20 protein-coding genes, 1 rRNA gene and 1 other RNA gene are annotated in these 19,697 nt (G+C 60.5%); 21 read left to right on the forward strand and 1 reads right to left on the reverse strand.

Translation table 11 applies throughout. From position 1 onward, the window contains the following. The 5 genes from I8J29_RS31455 to argS all read left to right on the forward strand — a co-directional run. The coding region (locus I8J29_RS31455) for a hypothetical protein (RefSeq protein ID WP_208851235.1) at nt 1-202 on the forward strand (202 nt) is incomplete at its 5' end. 419 nt (nt 203-621) lie between these two features. Next, the gene (locus I8J29_RS31460; protein ID WP_177222388.1) at nt 622-870 is read left to right on the forward strand and encodes a DUF7667 family protein; all 249 of its coding nucleotides are present in this window, start codon (nt 622-624) and stop codon (nt 868-870) included. Between the two features lie 130 nt (nt 871-1,000). Further along, nucleotides 1,001-1,504 carry a DNA-deoxyinosine glycosylase gene (locus tag I8J29_RS31465; RefSeq protein ID WP_208851236.1) on the forward strand — a complete coding sequence of 168 codons (504 nt, stop codon included), beginning with the start codon at nt 1,001-1,003 and terminating at the stop codon, nt 1,502-1,504. 431 nt (nt 1,505-1,935) lie between these two features. Continuing rightward, nucleotides 1,936-2,394, forward strand: a complete 459-nt coding sequence (locus tag I8J29_RS31470; RefSeq protein WP_090647095.1) for a YwiB family protein — start codon at nt 1,936-1,938, stop codon at nt 2,392-2,394. 223 nt (nt 2,395-2,617) lie between these two features. Then, the gene (argS, locus tag I8J29_RS31475) at nt 2,618-4,294 is read left to right on the forward strand and encodes an arginine--tRNA ligase (protein ID WP_208851237.1); all 1,677 of its coding nucleotides are present in this window, start codon (nt 2,618-2,620) and stop codon (nt 4,292-4,294) included. Between the two features lie 114 nt (nt 4,295-4,408). Here argS and I8J29_RS31480 read toward each other — a convergent pair whose 3' ends face one another. Continuing rightward, complete coding sequence (locus I8J29_RS31480) at nt 4,409-5,542, reverse strand: S8 family peptidase (protein WP_240546620.1); 1,134 nt, start codon at nt 5,540-5,542, stop codon at nt 4,409-4,411. Between the two features lie 346 nt (nt 5,543-5,888). On the opposite strand from I8J29_RS31480, the gene rpoE reads away from it, so the two are divergent. The 16 genes from rpoE to I8J29_RS31560 form a co-directional block, all read left to right on the forward strand. After that, nucleotides 5,889-6,467 carry a DNA-directed RNA polymerase subunit delta gene (rpoE, locus tag I8J29_RS31485; protein WP_208851238.1) on the forward strand — a complete coding sequence of 193 codons (579 nt, stop codon included), beginning with the start codon at nt 5,889-5,891 and terminating at the stop codon, nt 6,465-6,467. A gap of 221 nt (nt 6,468-6,688) precedes the next feature. Continuing rightward, complete coding sequence (locus I8J29_RS31490) at nt 6,689-8,293, forward strand: CTP synthase (RefSeq protein WP_090647084.1); 1,605 nt, start codon at nt 6,689-6,691, stop codon at nt 8,291-8,293. A gap of 140 nt (nt 8,294-8,433) precedes the next feature. Further along, on the forward strand, nt 8,434-8,832 hold the full coding sequence (locus I8J29_RS31495) for a response regulator (protein WP_090647082.1): 399 nt from the start codon (nt 8,434-8,436) through the stop codon (nt 8,830-8,832). Between the two features lie 248 nt (nt 8,833-9,080). Further along, entirely contained in the window at nt 9,081-9,935 is an 855-nt protein-coding gene (gene fba, locus I8J29_RS31500) for a class II fructose-1,6-bisphosphate aldolase (protein ID WP_208851240.1), read from the forward strand. A 233-nt stretch (nt 9,936-10,168) separates the two neighbouring features. Next, on the forward strand, nt 10,169-11,416 hold the full coding sequence (locus I8J29_RS31505) for a UDP-N-acetylglucosamine 1-carboxyvinyltransferase (protein ID WP_208851241.1): 1,248 nt from the start codon (nt 10,169-10,171) through the stop codon (nt 11,414-11,416). Nucleotides 11,417-11,524: 108 nt separating this feature from the next. After that, nucleotides 11,525-12,880: a transcription termination factor Rho gene (gene rho / locus I8J29_RS31510; RefSeq protein WP_208851242.1), complete on the forward strand. Its 1,356-nt coding sequence runs from the start codon at nt 11,525-11,527 to the stop codon at nt 12,878-12,880. Nucleotides 12,881-12,929: 49 nt separating this feature from the next. After that, nucleotides 12,930-14,186, forward strand: coding sequence for a radical SAM family protein (locus I8J29_RS31515; RefSeq protein WP_208851243.1), 1,257 nt, complete (start codon nt 12,930-12,932; stop codon nt 14,184-14,186). Nucleotides 14,187-14,320: 134 nt separating this feature from the next. Then, nucleotides 14,321-14,518, forward strand: a complete 198-nt coding sequence (gene rpmE / locus I8J29_RS31520) for a 50S ribosomal protein L31 (RefSeq protein ID WP_090647069.1) — start codon at nt 14,321-14,323, stop codon at nt 14,516-14,518. 83 nt (nt 14,519-14,601) lie between these two features. After that, on the forward strand, nt 14,602-14,991 hold the full coding sequence (locus tag I8J29_RS31525) for a hypothetical protein (protein WP_208851244.1): 390 nt from the start codon (nt 14,602-14,604) through the stop codon (nt 14,989-14,991). A gap of 65 nt (nt 14,992-15,056) precedes the next feature. Further along, an RNA gene (ffs, locus tag I8J29_RS31530) (signal recognition particle sRNA large type) lies at nt 15,057-15,321 on the forward strand. 239 nt (nt 15,322-15,560) lie between these two features. Next, nucleotides 15,561-17,342, forward strand: coding sequence for a DNA polymerase III subunit gamma/tau (dnaX, locus tag I8J29_RS31535; RefSeq protein ID WP_208851245.1), 1,782 nt, complete (start codon nt 15,561-15,563; stop codon nt 17,340-17,342). 73 nt (nt 17,343-17,415) lie between these two features. Then, complete coding sequence (locus I8J29_RS31540; RefSeq protein WP_090647062.1) at nt 17,416-17,727, forward strand: YbaB/EbfC family nucleoid-associated protein; 312 nt, start codon at nt 17,416-17,418, stop codon at nt 17,725-17,727. Between the two features lie 29 nt (nt 17,728-17,756). Further along, complete coding sequence (gene recR, locus I8J29_RS31545) at nt 17,757-18,356, forward strand: recombination mediator RecR (RefSeq protein ID WP_090647059.1); 600 nt, start codon at nt 17,757-17,759, stop codon at nt 18,354-18,356. 179 nt (nt 18,357-18,535) lie between these two features. Next, complete coding sequence (locus I8J29_RS31550; RefSeq protein WP_208851246.1) at nt 18,536-18,808, forward strand: YaaL family protein; 273 nt, start codon at nt 18,536-18,538, stop codon at nt 18,806-18,808. Next, nucleotides 18,805-19,068 carry a pro-sigmaK processing inhibitor BofA family protein gene (locus tag I8J29_RS31555; RefSeq protein ID WP_208851247.1) on the forward strand — a complete coding sequence of 88 codons (264 nt, stop codon included), beginning with the start codon at nt 18,805-18,807 and terminating at the stop codon, nt 19,066-19,068. The genes I8J29_RS31550 and I8J29_RS31555 overlap by 4 nt, the downstream gene beginning before the upstream one ends. A 305-nt stretch (nt 19,069-19,373) precedes the next feature. After that, nucleotides 19,374-19,697 (forward strand): 16S ribosomal RNA (locus I8J29_RS31560); the annotation flags it as partial.

The following is a 19,697-nucleotide window of genomic DNA, read 5'->3' on the forward strand; positions in this document are numbered from 1 at the left end:
CGGCGCCGCCGCGGCCGCGGAAGTGCCCGCGACGCGCGTCCCGGCGGCGGAAGCGGCGGACGGCCGCGTCCGGCTGCGTTACGAAGGCGCCGCCGACCGGCTGTTCTACCGGCTGGAGGCGCGCCGAACCGCGGCAGGCACGGGCGTGTCCGTCATGACCTGCTTGACGAACCCGCTTTATATCGAACGCGCGGCGGAGTAGTTCGCCGGCGCATCAGCCGCTGCTAGGCGGTTCCCCCCCCCCGCGTCCGTTCGGATCGGCGTCGGCGCCCCGTTCGTTCGCGGCCCGGCGCCGGCCCTGATACGCCCCTCAGCCCCGGCGTCCGGCGGCCTACGCCGCGCGAATTAGCACCCGCGGGCCGTCCGGCTGCGCCTAGTAGGCGCCGGACGGCTTTTTGGCGCGTCCGCCGATGTCCGCCGCGTCCCGCTATTTGCGGCTCGTTCCGTTTTCCCGGTCAAGGTACCGTCCGCGAAGGAGCGCCGTATAATAGAAGCAAGCGATAGTTTCCCGTCCGAAGAAATCCGCGGTTGCCTCGGAAAGTCGCTCGAACGGCGCTTGGAAGCTTTCTTTTTTGGTCATACTGGCTAATAGTGTGAGACGATTAAGGGAGGCGTAAAAGCATGACCATTTTGCCGATACACGAACGGCTTGCGGAGCTGTGGACCATTCGCGGGGCCCGGAATTTGACCGGGGAAGAGCAGGCGGACCTCGAGCATTGTCTGGCGGTCAATGCCATGCACGTCCGGCAATTCGCCAATTTGCACAATTTGTCCCTGGCCGCGTCGATGGCCGGCGACGTCGAGTGGCAGCACGAGATTTGCCAGCGGCTGGAGAAGCTGAGCGGCTTTCCGCCTTCGCCCCAGCTGTAGCGCAGGTTCGCGCTGCGGCCCCCCGCGAGCGGACGAGCCCGCCGCGCGCCGAAGGCCGGACAGAGGCCGCTTGCATCGGCCGGCGTCTCCGGGTAAGCTCGAAGGAAAGAGCAGAGGAGGCGATCCGTCCATGCGCGTCCATTCGTTTCCGCCGATGATCCGCGAAGGGGCGACTGCGCTCGTTCTCGGCAGCATGCCGGGCGAGGCGTCCCTGGCGGCCAACCAATATTACGGCAATCCGCGCAACCATCTATGGCGGGTGCTGTACGGGCTTTACGGGCTCGAGCCGGACGAGCCGTACGCGGACCGCTTGGCGTTCGCGGCGTCGCGCGGCATCGCCATGTGGGACGTCATCGCGTCCTGCGAGCGCGCGGGCAGCCTCGACGCCAACATCCGAGGCGAGGTCCCGAACGATCTGCCGGGTCTGATCGCGGAGCATCCGGGCATCCGCTGCTTGGCGTTCAACGGCGCGAAGTCGCACGATACGTTCATGAAATATTTCAAGCATCACCCCGCCTTCGCGGAGCTGGCGAAGCTCAAGCTGCCGTCGACGAGCCCGATTCCGACGCGGACGATGCGCACGGCGGCGGACCGCATCGAGGCTTGGCGCGCGCTGCTTCCGTACCTGGCCTGACATTTGACGCTTGCAATTTTCAATGGGTCGCATATAATAGGGAAAATGACAGCCACATACGATGAACGGGACAGTAGCCTGCAAGACGCTGGAAGCAGCGAGCCGGGACGGTGGAAGCCGGCGCAGCGATGCAGGGGAAGCGCACCCGGGAGTTGATCGACTGAACAGGGCGCCGTTCGCGGGACGCCGGACTAGGCCGATCCGGTCACCCCGTTATCGTGTTCGAGAGGTTTTCGCGTTTCGCCGCGCCCGGTCGGGCCATGGCGGGATCGCGAGACCAGAAGAGTGGTACCGCGGACATCAACCTCCGTCTCTTTGCAGAGACGGGGGTTTTCTTGTTATTCGGGACCGGTGCGGCCGCCGCGATGGATGCGGCCGTCCGTCCGACTGCATGGGAGGACAGGATATGAAGAAGACGGGAGACCGCCGGCATGAATGATAAGGCAGCCGTAATCATCACGCTGGAAAGCGTCATCGACGGCGAGAAGCAGGTCAGCGTCATGGACGGCGAATGGTACCGCAAGGGCGGCACGTTCTTCCTGCGCTACGAGGAGACCGAAGCGGAAAGCGCGGTGCGGACGGTCGTCCGCTGGCGCGACGGCGAGCTCAGCGTCACCCGGCGGGGCGACGTGGAGTCGCAGCAGACGTTCGCGGCCGGCGTGCGGCGGAGCGGGGAATACGCGTCCCGGCACGCGTCGTTCGCGCTGGAGACGGAAACGAGCCTGCTCTGGGCGCAGTTCGGCGGCTTGATGGACGCCGATCCGGACGGGGAGCGGCTGCTGCCGAATTTGCCGCTGCTGCTGGAATGGCACTATAAGCTGCTCGTCGACGGCGGGCAGATCGGCGATTTCGTCATCCGCCTTCGCGCGGAAGCGGCGCCGGTCGGCTAGTTGCTCAGATACTTGCAAGAAGAATTGTTCACCTTGCCGAATACCGGCTCGGGCTTCGCCCGCAAAACTTGGATTATGCTTACGAAGCCGTTTTGCTTTACCTCGCCGAATACCGGCTCGGGCTTCGCCCGCAAAACTTGGATTATGCTTACGAAGCAGTTTTGCTTCGACTCGCCGAATACCGGCTCGGGCTTCGCCCGCAAAACTTTTAGGAGTGGATATCATGTCGAACGTTATTGAACAGCTTCACCAGCAAGTGAAGGACGCCATCGCCGACGCGGTCGTCGCCGCCGGCTTGGCGGCGCGCGAGGAGCTGCCGGTCTTCGTGCTCGAGGTGCCGAAGGAGAAGGCGCACGGCGATCTCGCCACGAACGCGGCGATGCAGCTGACGAAGCTCGCGAAGAAGAACCCGCGCCAAATCGCCGAAGCGATTCTGGCTCATCTGGACAAGGCGAAGGCTTCGATCCAAAGCGCCGAAATCGCCGGCCCCGGCTTCATCAACTTCCGCATGGATCGCAGCTACCTGTACCCGGTCGTCGCGCAAACCGCCGCCGAAGGCGCCGATTACGGACGCGTCGGCGTCGGCGCCGGCCAGCGCGTGCAGGTCGAATTCGTCAGCGCCAACCCGACCGGCAGCCTGCACCTCGGCCACGCCCGCGGCGCCGCCGTCGGCGACGCGCTGTGCAACCTGCTCGATTTCGCCGGCTACGACGTCACGCGCGAATATTACATCAACGACGCCGGCAACCAGGTGGCGAATCTCGCCCGCTCGATCGAAGCGCGCTACAAGCAGGCGCTCGGTCTCGACGCGAGCATGCCGGAGGACGGCTACCACGGCGAAGACATCGTCGGCTTCGCGAAGGAGCTGGCCGCGTCCGAGGGCGACCGCCTGCTGTCGCTGACGGACGAGGAGCGCTTCGCGTTCTTCCGCGAGTACGGCCTGACGCGAGAGCTGGCCAAGATCAAGCGCGACCTGAGCGAATTCCGCGTCAACTTCGACGTCTGGTTCAGCGAGACGTCGCTCTACGAGACGGGCCAGGTCGAGCAGGCGCTGCAGGCGCTCCGCGACCGCGGGCAAGTCTACGAGGAAGAGGGCGCGACCTGGCTGAGCACGATGCCGTACGGCGACGACAAGAACCGCGTGCTCGTGAAAAATGACGGCTCGTACACGTATTTGACGCCGGACGTCGCCTACCACCGCGACAAATACGGCCGCGGTTTCGACAAAATGATCAACATCTGGGGCGCCGACCACCACGGCTACATCCCCCGCGTGAAGGCGGCGATGGAGGCGCTCGGCAACGATCCGGCGAAGTTGGTCGTTCTCATCGCGCAGATGGTCAGCCTGTTCCAGAACGGCGAGAAAGTCAAAATGTCCAAGCGTACCGGCAAAGCGGTCACGATGGAGGATCTGACCGAAGAGGTCGGCACGGACGCGATCCGCTACTTCTTCACGATGCGCAGCATGGATTCGCACCTCGACTTCGACATGGACCTCGCCATCTCGACCTCGAACGAGAATCCGGTCTTCTACGTGCAGTACGCCCACGCGCGCATCTGCAGCATCTTCCGCCAGGCGGAGGAGCAGGGCGTCGCGGTGCTGCCGCTGGCCGAAGTCGACCTCGGCCAACTGACGTCGGAGCACGAGTTCGACCTGCTCCGCAAAATCGGCGAGCTTCCGCTCGAAATCGCGGAAGCCGCGTCGCAATACGCGCCGCACCGCCTGATCCGCTACGTCTACGAGCTGGCGTCCCAGCTGCACAGCTACTACCGCGCGGAACGCGTCATCACCGAGGACGCCGCGCAGACCCAAGCGCGCTTCGCGCTGCTCGGCGCGACCCGCGTCGCGATCGCGAACGTGCTGAAGCTCGTCGGCGTGTCCGCGCCGGAGCGCATGTAGCTCCGCGCCGGAGCGCGCGTTGCGCGCGATAACGGGCTTGTCCCGCGACGGCGCGGCGGCGCCTCGGCGGGCGTGCCGCGCCCCCAAGACGCGACGCGAACGAAGGCCGGGAACCTACCGTTCCACGGCCTGCAGCATCCGCATGACGTCGAGCTCCCCGGTCAGCCGGGGGGCTTTCGTGCCTCTTAAGGGCAGCATGGCCCGCTTGATGACCGCCTTGATTTCGGTCGGCGTCAACCCCGGGCGATGCGCGAGCAGCAGCGCGACGGCGCCGCTGACGTGGGACGTCGCCATCGAGGTTCCGCTCATTTCGTTGTATTTGCCTCGCAGCCAGGAGGAGAGAATCTTCTCCCCGGGCGCGTACACGTCGATATACATGCCCCGGTTGCTGAACGGCGCGATCCGCCGCAGCTTGTTCGTCGCCCCCACCGCGATCGTTTGCGGGTAGCGGGCGGGATAGTCGATCGATTTGCGCTTGCCGTCGTTGCCGGAGGACGCCACGACGATGACGCCGGCGTTGAACGCGTTGGTCACGGCCGTCAACAGCGACTTGCTGCGCGTTTTCATGCCGAAGCTCATGTTGATGATGTTCATGCCGCTGCGCACGCACCAGTCGATGCCGAGCACGATGTCGGAGACGAAGGCGCTGCCGTTATGGTCGAACGCTTTGACCGGATGGACGGAGGCGCGGGGAGCGACGCCGATCATGCCGTGCAGCTGGTTCGCGGCCGCGATGGTGCCGCAGATGTGCGTGCCGTGCCCGTTGTCGTCGTGCGGCAGCGTGCCGCGGTTCAGGAGATTGATGCCGCGGCCGATCGATTGCTTGAGGTCGGGGTGGCTGAAATCGACGCCGGTATCGATGACGCCGACCTTGACCCGGTGGCCGGTCGTCGTGCTCCAGGCGAGCGGCGCCTTGATTTCGGAGACGCCCCACGGGATGCCCTTCTCGCGGGAGGCCGGCTTGTGCACGATGGCGTGAACCGAGACTTGCGGGTCGTTCTCGATCCACAAGTCGTGGGCGGGAGCCGCGGCCAGCAGCTCGGCCGTCACGGGAAGGGAGAAAGCCTCGATGAAGGGAAGGTGCCGTACGGCGTCCGATGCGTCCTCTTCCGCGCCGAAGTTGGACCATTCGAGCAGGAAGCGCTCGTAGTCGCTGTAATGCCGGAAGCGGACGATTCGCCGTTTGGCGGCCGGGGCGTCGAGCGAAGTCGCGCTGTGCAACAGGCGGAGAATTGCGGATCTGTCCAAAGTTGGCTCCCCTCCATGGCGAATCATGCTGAAGTATTGTATGAAGGAGGGCAACAAGCCGTATAAGCAACCTGCCTTTTTTCGCAGAATTAGGCGGCAAACCGTGTCATTCGCCGTGCGGGGACATAGTATAAACCAAGAGTCCCTCCCGGGCTCGAGTACCGGAACCGGCGCGAGCCGCCCGATCCGGAAGGATACAGTCGAAGCGAAGGATTTCCTTCGCTTTTTCTTTTTGTTTCCCGACGCGGAGGCGTGCTTGCTTTTTGATAAAAAATAGGTTTTACTATAGGTTGATATGGATTGCCCGCAAGGCGCGGGCGATTTGACATGAGAGGAAGTGTCCGAAATGAGCAGCGAGATCGTCTTGAAAATCGATCCGGAACGCATCAGGGAAATGCCCATGGTCGACCTGGCATTCGAATTGCTTAAGGCGGCGAACACGCCGTTTTACTATCGCGATATCATGAACGAGATCGCGAAGATCCGGGGCCTGTCCCAAGAACAAATCAACCAAGTGATTGCGCAAGTATATACGGAAATCAACATCGACGGACGGTTCGCGTGCGTCGGCAGCAACATGTGGGGCCTGAAGCGCTGGTACCCGGTCGAGCGGAACGAAGATCCGGTCGGCAACGCGAAGCGTTCCCGCATCATCAACGACGAAGAGGACGACGACGACGTCTACGCGGACGAGGAAGAGGATACGTACGCGTCCGAGGATGACGACTTCGATTCCTACGACGAGGATCAGGAGATCTTCGACGAAGCCGAGGAAGAAGCGGAAGTGGACGAAGAAGTCGTGATCGACGACGAAGAGATCGAAGAGGAAGACCTCGGCGAAGAAGCCGAGGGCGAAGAAGAAGAAGAAGCCGAAGAAGACGCCGAAGAGGAAGATTTCGACGACGACGAAGAAGACGGCAAATAAGCCGATGCCCGTAGAGAAGCGGCAGCCGTTTTGCCTTGACAAGGCGATAGCGCAGCGGGTAAACTATTGTTTGGGCTTCAAGTTCGGACATAAGGTATAAGCCAAAATTAGAAAGTGCCCCGTAGCTACGGGTGTCACTTTTTTCTTTTTTATGGACCATTTTTCTGCGGGAATTGGGAGAACCTAAATCAATAACCATACAGGCGTGGAGGGTATCATCAGTGACTAAGTATATTTTCGTAACAGGCGGCGTCGTGTCATCGCTCGGCAAAGGCATCACGGCGGCTTCGCTCGGGCGTCTGCTTAAGAACCGCGGGCTGAAAGTGACCATTCAGAAATTCGATCCGTACATCAACGTCGACCCGGGCACGATGAGCCCCTACCAGCACGGCGAAGTCTTCGTCACGGACGACGGCGCGGAAACGGATTTGGACTTGGGCCACTACGAGCGCTTCATCGACATCAACCTGTCCAAGAACAGCAACGTCACGACGGGCAAAATCTACTCTTCCGTCATCACGAAAGAACGCCGCGGCGAATACCTCGGCGGCACCGTGCAGGTCATCCCGCATATTACGAACGAGATCAAGGAACGCGTGTTCCGCGCGGGCAAGGAGACGGGCTCGGACGTCGTCATCACCGAGATCGGCGGCACCGTCGGCGACATCGAGAGCCTGCCGTTCCTCGAAGCGATCCGCCAGATCAAGAGCGACATCGGCCGCGAGAACGTCATGTACATCCACGTGACCTTGATTCCTTATATCAAAGCGGCCGGCGAAGTGAAGACGAAGCCGACGCAGCACAGCGTGAAAGAGCTCCGGAGCATCGGCATCCAGCCGAACGTCATCGTTTGCCGCACGGAGTACCCGCTCGCCGAAGACATGAAGCGCAAGATCGCGCTCTTCTGCGACATCGACGAGAACGCGGTCGTGGAATGCCGCGACGCGTCCACCCTTTACGAAGTGCCGCTCAACCTGCGCGACGAAGGCCTGGACCAGATCGTCGTCAACCACCTCAAACTGACGACGCCGCCGCCGGACATGACGGCGTGGGAAGACCTCGTCCGCCGCGTGAAGCAGCTGAGCCGCTCGGCCGAGATCGCCATCGTGGGCAAGTACGTGGCGCTGCACGACGCGTACCTCAGCATCGTGGAATCGCTCAGCCACGCCGGTTTCGACGCCGACGCGGACGTGAAGGTGCGCTGGGTGAACGCGGAGGAGCTGACGGAGCAGAACGTGGCGGACAGGCTGCAGGGCGTTCACGGCATCCTGGTGCCGGGCGGCTTCGGCGACCGCGGCATCGAGGGCAAGATCGTGGCGATCCGCCATGCTCGCGAGAACAACGTGCCTTTCTTCGGCATTTGCCTCGGCATGCAGGTCGCGGTCATCGAATACGCGCGCCACGTGACCGGCATGAAGGACGCGAACAGCTCGGAGATCAACCCGCTCACGCCGTATCCGGTCATCGACCTGCTGCCGGAGCAGAAGGACATCGAGGACATGGGCGGCACGATGCGCCTCGGCCTCTATCCGTGCAAGCTGCAGCCGGGTTCCCTGGCCGAGCGCGAATACGACGACGAGCTCGTGTACGAGCGTCATCGCCACCGGTACGAGTTCAATAACGAATTCCGCGAGACGATCGAATCGGCGGGCCTTAAGATCACCGGCACGTCGCCGGACGGACGCCTCGTCGAGATGGTGGAGCTGCCGGAACACCCGTGGTTCCTCGCGGTGCAGTTCCATCCGGAATTCACGTCGCGGCCGAACCGGCCGCAGCCGCTGTTCCGCGGGTTCGTGCGGGCCGCGCTCGAGCAGGCCGAGAAGTAACACGGACTGTCAGGATTAAAGTTTTTTTCCAGCCGAAGCAGGAGAATGGGCGCCCGGACGCGAAATCATTCCTTAAGTGGGATTCTAATCCAGATGACGGACGGCACGCGCATGTCATGCATACTTGGGAGGGTTTCGAGTTGGAAAACAAGAAAGTCTTGATCGTCGACGATCAGAACGGCATTCGAATTCTTTTGATGGAAGTGTTCAGCAGCGAGGGCTACACGACGTTCCAGGCGCCCAACGGCAAGGTCGCACTGGAGATCGTGCGCGGCGAGTCGCCGGACCTGGTCCTGCTCGACATGAAGATTCCGGGCATGGACGGCCTCGAGATCCTGAAGCATGTCAAGGCGATCAACAAGGACATCAAGGTCATCATGATGACGGCCTACGGCGAGCTCGACATGATCAAGGAAGCGACCGACCACGGCGCGCTGATGCACTTCACGAAACCGTTCGACATCGACGAGATGAGAATGGCGGTCAACCTGCAGCTCCGCGGAGGCGATTCCGGCGGCTGGTACGCGGTGGGATCCTGAATAGGGATCCCGCTTTTTTTGTTTCCGGGCGCCGCGCGGGCCGATTGCCAAGACTTGTACCAAACGCAGGTCGTATGTGGTATAATGACCGGGTGCGATAACCGAAGCGTGATGCAAGATCCGTCTGCGCACGACTTCCCACCCAGTTGTCTGCTTCCGGCAGAGATGGCGGGCGAAGCGTCGCATATTACAGACAACGTATGGTTCCGTTCGTCGGGCCCATACCACTTTAGGAGGAGTAGAGAATCATGCCACTCGTGTCAATGAATGAATTCCTGCCGAAAGCCAAAGCAGGCAAATTCGCGGTCGGTCAATTCAACATGAACAACCTGGAGTTCGCGCAAGCGATCACCGACGCTGCAATCGTAGAAAAATCGCCGTTCATCTTCGGCGTATCCGAAGGCGCCCTGAAATACATGGGCATCGAATACACGGTGGCGATCGCCGAAGCGGCCGCCAAGAAATCCGGCCTCCCGATCGCGCTTCACCTCGATCACGGCAGCAGCTTCGAAGTCGCGATGAAGTGTATCCGCGCGGGCTTCTCGTCCGTTATGTTCGACGGCTCCCACTACGGCCTCGAAGAGAACATCGAGCTGACGAAGCAAGTCGTGAAAGCGGCGCGCGCGATGGGCGTATCCGTCGAGGGCGAGCTCGGCACGATCGGCGGCGTCGAAGACGACCTGAGCGTTGACGAGGAGCATGCTTCCCTGGCGAAGCCGGAAGAAGCGATCCGTTTCTACGAAGAGACGGGCGTAGACTGCCTGGCCATCGCGGTAGGCACGGCGCACGGTATGTACAAGGGCGAACCGAAGATCCATTACGATATCATTCAAAAGGTTGCCGACGCGATTCCGGTTCCGGTCGTGCTGCACGGCGGTTCCGGCGTGCCGGACGAAGCGATTCGCCTGTCCATCGCGGCCGGCGTAGGCAAGATCAACGTCAACACGGAAAACCAAGTCGCATGCACGAACGCCATCCGCGAAGTGCTGGCCGCGAACGATTCCGTGTACGACCCGCGTAAATACCTGACGCCTGCGCGCAACGCGATGCAAGCCGTCGTTCAAGAGAAAATCCGTTTGTTCGGCAGCAGCAACCAAGCGTAACTTCCGATAGTCAAAGGAATCGAACAGCCGTATCCGCAAGATAAGCAGGCGCCCCGTCCTTCAAGATTCGCTTTGAAAGATGGAGCGCTTGCTTTCTGGCATTAAAGGCCCGGTGCTACGAAGCAAGGGCGCGGAGGGGAACCGCCTCGGGCGACCGAAGCCGGCGATTCGCCGTGCCTTGCTCCGGCTTTTCGGTCCTTTGCTCTCACCGGATGGGAGGATAACGAATTCCGATGGAAAAATTGATGATTCGCGGCGGACGTCCGCTGCGCGGCACCGTGCAGATCAGCGGTGCGAAGAATAGCGCCGTCGCGCTTCTGCCCGCCTCGATTCTGGCGGAAACGACGGTCACGCTGGATAACCTGCCCCACTTGAGCGACGTGGCGGTTTACAGCGAGATTCTCGAAGAGCTCGGAGGCAGCGTCGAGTGGAGCGGCGAATCGATCGTGATCGATCCGTCGGCCATGGCGTCGAAGCCGATGCCGAACGGCAAGGTCAAGCTCCTTCGCGCGTCTTATTATTTGATGGGGGCCATGCTCGGACGCTTCGGGGAAGCGACGATCGGCTTGCCGGGCGGCTGCAATTTCGAACCGCGTCCCATCGATCAGCATATTAAAGGGTTTGAAGCGCTGGGCGCCACGGTCACGAACGACCACGGGTCCGTCCGCATCGTCGCGAAAGAGCTTCGCGGCGCGAAAATTTATCTCGACGTCGTCAGTGTAGGGGCGACGATCAACATCATGCTGGCGGCTTCCAGGGCCAAAGGCTCCACGATTATCGAAAACGCGGCGAAAGAGCCTGAAATCATAGATGTAGCTACGCTTCTTAACGCCATGGGCGCGAAAATCAAGGGCGCCGGCACGGAAACCATTCGCATCGAAGGCGTCGAGCGGATGCACGGCTGCCGCCATTCCATCATTCCCGACCGAATTCAGGCGGGAACCTATATGATTGCCGCGGCGGCGACGCGCGGCGATATTTTGATCGACAACGTCATTCCGAAGCATCTGGAGGCCATGACGGCCAAGCTCCAAGAGATGGGCGTCCATGTCTACGAGATGGACGAATCCATCCGCATCGTCGGCCAGCCGGCTTACGAAGCCATCGACGTGAAAGCCCTCGTCTACCCCGGATTCGCCACGGACCTACAATCTCCCATGACCAGCCTCCTGACGCAAACGACGGGCGTCAGCATTTTAAGCGACTATGTGTACAGCAGCCGCTTCAAGCATGTGCCGGAGCTGTCGCGCATGGGCGCGAACATCCGGGTGGAGGGCCGTTCGGCCATCATCGAAGGCGGCAAGCTGAACGCCGCCAAAGTCCGCGCCGCCGATCTTCGCGCGGGCGCCGCGCTCGTCGTGGCCGCCCTGACGGTGGACGACGGCGTGACGGAAATCACCGGCGTGGAATACATCGACCGCGGGTACGACAACCTGGTCGAGAACCTGCGCATGCTCGGCGCGGACGTGTGGCGCGAGTAGCTCTCTAGTTTTCTATCAATTTCAGAGTCGGTCCCGAATAGAGAGGACCGATTCCGGCAATGATGGAAGAAGCTTGGCAATCGAACCTTGATAAGAAGTGGTGATATTATGTCCGAACTTCAGATCGCCGATCTAGAAGCGATGAAGCTAACGGAATTATACAAGCTGGCCAAACAGCATCAAATCCAGGGCTACGGCCAGTTGAAGAAGCGCGAATTGATTTTCGCGATCCTCCGCGCCCAAGCGGAGCAAAGCGGTCTCATGTTCATGCATGGCGTACTCGAAATATTACCGGAAGGCTTCGGGTTCCTGAGGCCGATCAATTACCTGCCGAGTACCGAAGACATTTACATCTCCGCCTCGCAGATTCGCAAGTTCGATCTGCGCACGGGCGACATGGTATCCGGCAAGTGCCGGGCGCCCAAGGAAAACGAACGTTATTTTGGACTCCTACAGGTTAATGCCGTCAACGGAGAAAGCCCCGAACACGCTGCCGAACGTCTACACTTCCCAGCCTTGACTCCTCTTTATCCCGAGAAGAAACTCGTGCTCGAAACCGCACAGTCCAAACTTTCCACGCGCATCATGGATTTGCTCGCCCCCGTCGGTTTAGGACAGCGGGGCTTGGTCGTCGCGCCGCCGAAAGCGGGCAAGACGCAGCTCATCAAGGAGATCGCCAACAGCATCTCGACGAACAATCCCGAGATCGAGCTGATCGTGCTGCTGATCGACGAGCGGCCGGAGGAAGTCACGGACATGTCGCGTTCGGTAAAAGGCGAAGTGGTGGCGTCGACGTTCGACGAGCTGCCCGAGAACCACGTCAAAGTGGCGGAGCTGGTGCTCGAGCGCGCGCTGCGGCTCGTGGAGCACAAGAAGGACGTCGTCATCTTGCTCGACAGCATCACGCGCCTCGCGCGGGCGTACAACCTCGTCGTGCCGGCTTCGGGCCGCACGCTGAGCGGCGGCATCGACCCGGCGGCGTTTCATCGGCCGAAGCGGTTTTTCGGCTCCGCCCGCAACGTGGAAGAGGGCGGCAGCCTGACGATTTTGGCGACGGCGCTCGTGGAGACCGGCTCCCGTATGGACGACATCATTTATGAAGAATTTAAAGGTACCGGCAACATGGAGCTGCACCTCGACCGGAAACTGGCCGATCGCCGCATCTTTCCGGCGCTCGACATCCGCCGTTCGGGCACGCGCCGCGAAGAGATGCTGCTGACCAAAGAAGAGCTGGACAAAGTATGGGCGATCCGCAAGAACATGAACGATTCCATGGAATTCGTCGACGGCTTCCTGAAGAAGCTGGCGGATACGAAGAACAACGAAGAGTTCCTCGCGTCCCTGGATACGTCGGGCGTGACGCCGCCTTCGCGCGGGAGGACCGCAAGCTCCGGCGGCAGCGGAAGCTCCTCCGGCAGCGGCGCTTCCAGAAGGCCGGGCGTGCGCTCGACGACGGTCACCTAATTTCGCGTTTCGCGCGTAGCAAAGCCGTTTGGCTTTCAGGAGGTACATCATGAATCTCGTATATGCAGACGAACAGGGCAACCTGTTCGATCATCCCGATTGGATCGGTCTCGGCCGCAGCGGCGACATGATCGTGGAGCTGATGGAGGACGAGCTGATTCCGCTGCCGGAAGGCGCGACGATGGTCGGCTTGCCGTTCACGCGTCCGATCGGCATTCACGCCGCTTCGGGCGAGATGCGGCCGCTGCCCGGCGACTATCAGGCCGTAGGCGCGCTGCTGCCGCAGGGCTATACCCGGCTGAACATCCCCGGTTACATGAAGACGGATAAGGAGCAGAAGCTCCCGCTGTTCGGGTATTCCGCCGTCGTTTGGAAGGACGGCGGCTTCTACGTCGCCGCGCAGAAGAGCGACGATCCGGAGCGCTGGAATCCGAACAATTGCGATCCGGACGAGCTTAAAGTCGGCGTGGACCGGCTGCTGGCGAAGTATCCGGAGAACCGGCTGTATCAACATTTATCGAACTGCGCGCTCGGGTACGAATGCCTGACCGCGTCGAATACGTTCCTGCAGCGGTGGGAGGGGGCCGTGCCGGTCTCGTTTTCCTGCAACGCGGGCTGCTTCGGCTGCATTTCCGAACAGCCGGACGACAGCGGCTTCCCGGCGCCGCAGACGCGCATGAATTTCAAGCCGACGGTTCAGGAGCTCGTTGACGTCATGATGGAGCATTTGAACGCGCCGGATGCCATCATCAGTTTCGGCCAAGGCTGCGAGGGCGAGCCGTCCACGCAGGCCCGGATCATCATCGACGCGATGCGCGAAGTACGGAGCCGCACGTCGACGGGCTACATTAACATCAACACCAACGCGGGCTTGACGGATCACATTCGCGGCATCGTGGACGCGGGGCTCGACCTGATGCGCGTCAGCACCATCAGCGCGCTGGACGACCATTACAACGCGTACTACAAGCCGCGCGGCTATTCGCTCGCCAACGTGGAGAAGTCGCTCCGCTACGCGACCGACAAGGGCGTGTACACGTCGATCAACTACCTGATCTTCCCGGGCGTCACCGACCGGGAGGAGGAGATCGAGGCGATGATCGGTTTCGCGAAGCGCACGGGCTTGAAGCTGATCCAGATGCGCAACCTGAACATCGATCCCGAGAGCTACCTGGCGCTCATTCCGAAAGCGCAAGGGGAGATTTACGGCATGAAGCAGATGCTGGACATCTTCGCCGAGGAGCTGCCGGACGTCGTGATCGGCTCGTATACCCACGTGCCGCCCGTGCCGGTGAAGCGCTCCTGACGGGGCTCCGTCCGGGGAAAGGACGAGCCGCTGAATAGGCATTGCGTCCTTGTTGAAGCCGTGATATAATCAGTTTTGTCTTTTATAGAACTCTGGGTCCGCCTGTTGATCCAGGGCAGAAAGAGGTGAACGAGATGAAACAAGGAATTCATCCGAACTACCACGTCACGACGGTAACTTGCGCTTGCGGCAATACTTTCGAGTCCGGTTCGATCAAACAGAACCTGCGCGTAGAGATTTGCTCCAACTGCCACCCATTCTTCACGGGTAAGCAAAAGTTCCTGGATGCCGGCGGTCGCGTCGACAAGTTCAAGAAGAAATACGGTATCTAAGCTTATTCGTCCGCGTTTGGCGGAAATTAGCAGAATACAAGGACCTCCCTCAGCCATCCTATTGGTTAAAGGGAGGTTTTTTTATGTCGAGCAAACGGCTTCTGCTGGGCACCCTGGCGCTGACGGCGGCCATTTCGCTTGCCGGCTGCGGCGGGCAAAAGGACGCGACGAACAACTTCAACGCCAAATCGTACGGGCACGACGGCTACCTGGGGCTGTCGAACAGCAACCCCCACTTGCCGAACCGCAACGGCGAGTTTTTGAATCAGGACTCGGACGGCGACTTCGCGCAGAGCAAGCTGAAGCAAATTCCGGGTTTGGCCAAGGCCACGATTATTTTTCAGGCGCCCGAAATGTACGTCACGGTCACGCCGAAGAAGGGGGCCGACAGCAAGCAGGTCAAGGCGAAAGCGATCTCCGTGCTGCGCATGAACATGCCCCGTTACAACGTCCACGTCAAGATGACGCGTTGACTTGGAGCGCCTTCCATCGATTCGGCAGTTGCACTTTTGGATCGAACGAGCTATACTTATCTCTGCCGTGCTAGACGGGGAGGTAGCGGTGCCCTGTAACTCGCAATCCGCTGTAGCGGGGTTGAATTCCTAACGTAGGTTTTTGCCGTGTGGGGCTGGTGCCCGGGAACAGTGTTGACGGCCGGGTCCTCCGCAATGGACGCTTGTGAACGGGTCAGGTCCGGAAGGAAGCAGCCATAAGCAGGTTAGTTCATGTGCCGGAGGGGTGCTTGACCAGAGCTGGGAACGGGAGTGCCGCCCATGCGGTTTTAATCGAGGTTAGGTGCACGGTCCTTGATTATAACGACGATAACATCCGAATGACTTGCAGAAGTCATGCCGGGTGTTTTTTTCATTTTTCCGGCAGGAGAACGCGCCTCCTTGCGCGAAAGAGTAGAACCGGCGCCCGCGCCGCCGCGGCGTTTCTGTGCGCGCGACGGTTTTTTTGGATGACGGCATCGTGTATAATAGAGAGACGGCCGGCGCCAGCCGGTTCGGCAGGTTACGCCAATCCGAAAGGAACGACTCCGATGTCACATATCGCCTTATACCGTGCCTGGCGTCCGCAGACGTTCCGGGATATGGTCGGCCAGCAGCATATTATTCAAACGCTTCAGAACGCCATTCGCGAGAACCGCGTATCGCACGCGTATTTGTTCAACGGTCCGCGCGGAACGGGCAAGACGACGACGGCCAAAGTCATGGCCAAAGCGATCAACTGCGAGCGCGGCCCGGCGACGGAGCCATGCAACGAATGCGACGCGTGCCGCGGCATAACGGCCGGTACCGTGATGGACGTCGTGGAGATCGACGCCGCGTCCAACCGCGGGATCGACGAGATCCGCGACATCCGCGACAAGGTCCGGTACGCGCCGTCCGAAGTGCGATCTAAAGTATATATTATTGACGAGGTCCACATGCTGACGTCGGAAGCGTTTAACGCGCTGCTGAAGACGCTGGAAGAGCCGCCGGCGCATGTGATCTTTATTTTGGCCACGACGGAGCCGCATAAGCTTCCCGCAACGATCATCTCGCGCTGCCAGCGCTTCGATTTCCGGCAGGTTTCGCTGCCGGAGCAGACGGAGCGGCTGCGGCAGATTTGCGAGGAAGAAGGCATCTTGGCGGACGAGGACGCGCTGGCTTACATCGCCAGGCTCTCGGACGGCGGCATGCGCGACGCCATCAGCCTGCTGGAGCAAGTCTCGGCTTACGGCGGCGAGCGCATTACGCTGAACGACGCCGTGGACGTGACAGGGGGATTGGCCGCCGAACAGTTCGAGCAGCTGGCGGAGGCGATCCGGGACCGTAACGCGGGCGCGATCCTGCCGCTCGTGGAAGGGCTGATGCAAGCCGGCAAGAGCGCGGACAAGTGCTTGGAGAACCTCGTCTATTATTTCCGGGACCTGCTCGTGCTGAAGCTGGCCCCTAAGGGCAAGGCGGCCACGGAACGCATCGTCGACCAGGACAAGTACGCCCGGATGGCCGAGGCGTTCAGCGCGGAACTTCTGTTTCGCATGATCGACGTCCTGAACCAGTACCAGCTGGAGATACGCCAGGCCGCGCTGCCCCAAACGATTTTCGAAGTGGCGCTGATGAAGATCTGCACGCTTCGGGAGGCAGGCGACCAAGGCTCGGCCTCCGCGTACGCGGCCGCGACCGATACGTCTGAAGCGGCGGCGTCCGGCAGCGAGGTCCAGCGGCTGCAGCAGCGGATTGATACGCTCGAACGCAAGATCGAGCAGTTGCTCCAGTCTGGCGTCAAGCCCGGGAGCCCGGCGCCGGAACAAGGCGCGTCCCGCGGCGGCGGCAATCGCGGCGGCAATAACTTCGGCCGCGGCGGTTCGGGCGGCATCGGCAGCTCGATCGCCCGCGTTAAGCTGGATCCGTTCCTCGCGGCAGCGGACAGCCCGGCGTCGGGACAGGTTCGGATGAAGTGGGCCGATATCTTGCAGCGCGTGAAGAGCAACAACATCTCCACGCATGCTTGGTTCGTGAACGGAGAGCCCGTCGCCGCGGCGGACAATACCATTCTTGTCGCATTCAAGAACTCCATCCACCGGGAGACCACGGAGAAGCCCGCGAACCGCGACGTCATCGAACGCGTGCTGAACGAAGTGTACAACCGCCCCGTCCGGCTCGCGACCGTGATGCTGAAGGAGTGGCAGACGGCCGCCGAGAACGGCGCGTCGCCCGCGGAAGAACTCACGCTGCTGCACGAAGACGAGCGCGGCGGTCCGCCGCCGGAGCCGGAATGGGTCGAGGAAGCCGTGAAGCTGTTCGGCGAGGATCTTGTGGTCGTCGAAGATAAATGATCGATACGCTCAGCGCTATGAACATTTAACAAGTCGCTTTCCATACTTAACTCAATTAAGGAGTGGTCAACCGATGAACAACATGAACCAAATGATGAAGCAAGTGAAGAAGATGCAGGAGCAAATGCTCAAAGCCCAAGAGGAGCTCGGCACGAAAATGATCGAAGGTACCGCGGGCGGCGGCGTCGTCACCGTCATCGTGACGGGCCACAAGACGCTTCAAAGCATCTCCATCAAGCCGGAAGCGGTCGACCCGGACGATATCGAAATGCTGCAGGATCTCGTGCTGACGGCCGTCAACGACGCGCTGAACAAAGCCGACGAGCTGGCGAACAAAGACATGGGCAAATTCACCGGCGGCATGAAAATCCCCGGTTTGTTCTAAAAGTCGTAAATAAGTAGAGGAGCTGCGCCTTGTATTATCCCGAACCGATAGCCAAACTGATAGATGCCTTCAGCCGTTTGCCCGGCATCGGTCCGAAGACGGCGGCCAGGCTCGCTTTTCATACGCTCAAGATGAAGGAAGACGACGTCATCGATTTCGCGAAAGCGCTCGTGAGCGTCAAGCGCAATTTGCATTATTGTTCGGTCTGCTGCAATATCACGGATACCGATCCGTGCCGGATTTGCCAAGATAAGAGCCGGGACCCGTCCATCATCTGCGTGGTCCAGGAGTCCAAGGACTTGGTGGCGATGGAGCGGACCAAGGAATTCGAAGGCCAGTACCACGTCCTTCAGGGAGCGATTTCCCCGATGGAGGGCATCGGTCCCGACGAGATCCGGATTGCCGAGCTGCTGCGCAGGTTAAGCGATGAGACCGTCCAAGAATTGATCTTGGCGACGAATCCGAATATCGAGGGCGAAGCGACGGCGATGTATTTATCGCGCCTCGTCAAGCCGTTCGGCATTAAAGTCACGCGTATCGCCCACGGGCTGCCGGTCGGCGGCGATTTGGAATACGCCGACGAGGTGACGCTGTCCAAGGCGCTGGAAGGCCGAAGAGAATTGGGTTGACAATTTAATGGCGTGAATCGCTGGCCCCGCGGGAGCGTCTTCTCCCGCGGGGCCTTGCTGCGTTCCGGGAGAATGGGCGGCGACGAAAGCTTGTTCTAATTTCGCGAGCGTTCCTCATACATTCAACTATACGCCGCTTCGATTGGACAAGGAGCGGACGGGCGGGAGGATGAGCGAGCATGTGGAAGTGGCTGAAGCGGAGAAGACCGGCGAAAGAGCTGATGCAGAAGAGCGAACGTCAGGAACATTTGGAGCTGCTGGAGGAGATCCATACGGCAAGGCGGGAGTGGGAAAACGCGCTGCGCTTTTTTGACTATGCGTTGGACAGCGATCAGATCGACTATGCGATCTATGCGATCGCATCTGCGGAGAAGCGGTACGGCATGCTGCTCCGCAAGGCGAAGCGGACGCCTGCCCCTTGGACCGCGCTGAAGGGCGGTGTCGCGCAATGAAGTCGCTATGGATGATTACGATGGTCGCATCCGCCATGCTGCTGCTTGTCGTCGTGGTTCGCAACGGGATGTCCTTTAGATGGTTAAGAAGGTTCGCGCTGCATCTGGTGGCGGCCGCGCTGGTCTTATACCTCCTTAATTATTCTGGCGTCGTGACGGGTTTCGAGGTACCGCTCAATCCCGCGACGATCGGTACCGTCGTGCTGTTGGGACTGCCGGGCATCGCGCTCGTGCTCGGGCTCCAGATGACGCTCTTTTAAAGGCCAGGAGGGCGAAGAAATAAATCTGCGGCGCAGGCTTGACCTCAGCGGAGCGGATGTGTTAAATTAGTCTTCGCGTCACAAGAGCAAACCTGGTTTGCGAAAAAATGATTAAAAAAAGTACTTGCAAATGATTAATAAGATGTGATATATTAATCAAGTCGCTGCTGAGACATGGGCGAACGAGCAAGAAACATTTGTTCCTTGAAAACTGAACAATGAGCGACCTGTCAAAAGGTTTTAACAAGTAAGTCAGCGATGAGCTAACAAGCCATCCTGGAACTGATCGGTTTCGGCTGATCACTTTTATGGAGAGTTTGATCCTGGCTCAGGACGAACGCTGGCGGCGTGCCTAATACATGCAAGTCGAGCGGAGTTATTCCTTCGGGGATAGCTTAGCGGCGGACGGGTGAGTAACACGTAGGCAACCTGCCTGCAAGACCGGGATAACATTCGGAAACGAATGCTAATACCGGATACGCAGTATCCTCGCATGGGGAGACTGGGAAAGACGGCGCAAGCTGTCACTTGCAGATGGGCCTGCGGTGCATTAGCTAGTTGGCGAGGTAACGGCTCACCAAGGCGACGATGCATAGCCGACCTGAGAGGGTGATCGGCCACACTGGGAC

The organism is Paenibacillus artemisiicola, assembly GCF_017652985.1.
GTDB classification, from domain to species: domain Bacteria; phylum Bacillota; class Bacilli; order Paenibacillales; family Paenibacillaceae; genus Paenibacillus_Z; species Paenibacillus_Z artemisiicola.

What these genes read in the sequence shown, in the direction of transcription:
- rho (WP_208851242.1), top strand. Translation starts at nt 11,525, where the DNA reads ATGTCCGAACTTCAGATCGCCGATCTAGAAGCGATGAAGCTAACGGAA.
- dnaX (WP_208851245.1), top strand. Translation starts at nt 15,561, where the DNA reads ATGTCACATATCGCCTTATACCGTGCCTGGCGTCCGCAGACGTTCCGG.
- I8J29_RS31470 (WP_090647095.1), top strand. Translation starts at nt 1,936, where the DNA reads ATGAATGATAAGGCAGCCGTAATCATCACGCTGGAAAGCGTCATCGAC.
- I8J29_RS31460 (WP_177222388.1), top strand. Translation starts at nt 622, where the DNA reads ATGACCATTTTGCCGATACACGAACGGCTTGCGGAGCTGTGGACCATT.
- I8J29_RS31465 (WP_208851236.1), top strand. Translation starts at nt 1,001, where the DNA reads ATGCGCGTCCATTCGTTTCCGCCGATGATCCGCGAAGGGGCGACTGCG.
- rpmE (WP_090647069.1), top strand. Translation starts at nt 14,321, where the DNA reads ATGAAACAAGGAATTCATCCGAACTACCACGTCACGACGGTAACTTGC.
- I8J29_RS31525 (WP_208851244.1), top strand. Translation starts at nt 14,602, where the DNA reads ATGTCGAGCAAACGGCTTCTGCTGGGCACCCTGGCGCTGACGGCGGCC.
- I8J29_RS31555 (WP_208851247.1), top strand. Translation starts at nt 18,805, where the DNA reads ATGAAGTCGCTATGGATGATTACGATGGTCGCATCCGCCATGCTGCTG.
- fba (WP_208851240.1), top strand. Translation starts at nt 9,081, where the DNA reads ATGCCACTCGTGTCAATGAATGAATTCCTGCCGAAAGCCAAAGCAGGC.
- I8J29_RS31505 (WP_208851241.1), top strand. Translation starts at nt 10,169, where the DNA reads ATGGAAAAATTGATGATTCGCGGCGGACGTCCGCTGCGCGGCACCGTG.
- I8J29_RS31515 (WP_208851243.1), top strand. Translation starts at nt 12,930, where the DNA reads ATGAATCTCGTATATGCAGACGAACAGGGCAACCTGTTCGATCATCCC.
- I8J29_RS31540 (WP_090647062.1), top strand. Translation starts at nt 17,416, where the DNA reads ATGAACAACATGAACCAAATGATGAAGCAAGTGAAGAAGATGCAGGAG.
- I8J29_RS31550 (WP_208851246.1), top strand. Translation starts at nt 18,536, where the DNA reads ATGTGGAAGTGGCTGAAGCGGAGAAGACCGGCGAAAGAGCTGATGCAG.
- argS (WP_208851237.1), top strand. Translation starts at nt 2,618, where the DNA reads ATGTCGAACGTTATTGAACAGCTTCACCAGCAAGTGAAGGACGCCATC.
- rpoE (WP_208851238.1), top strand. Translation starts at nt 5,889, where the DNA reads ATGAGCAGCGAGATCGTCTTGAAAATCGATCCGGAACGCATCAGGGAA.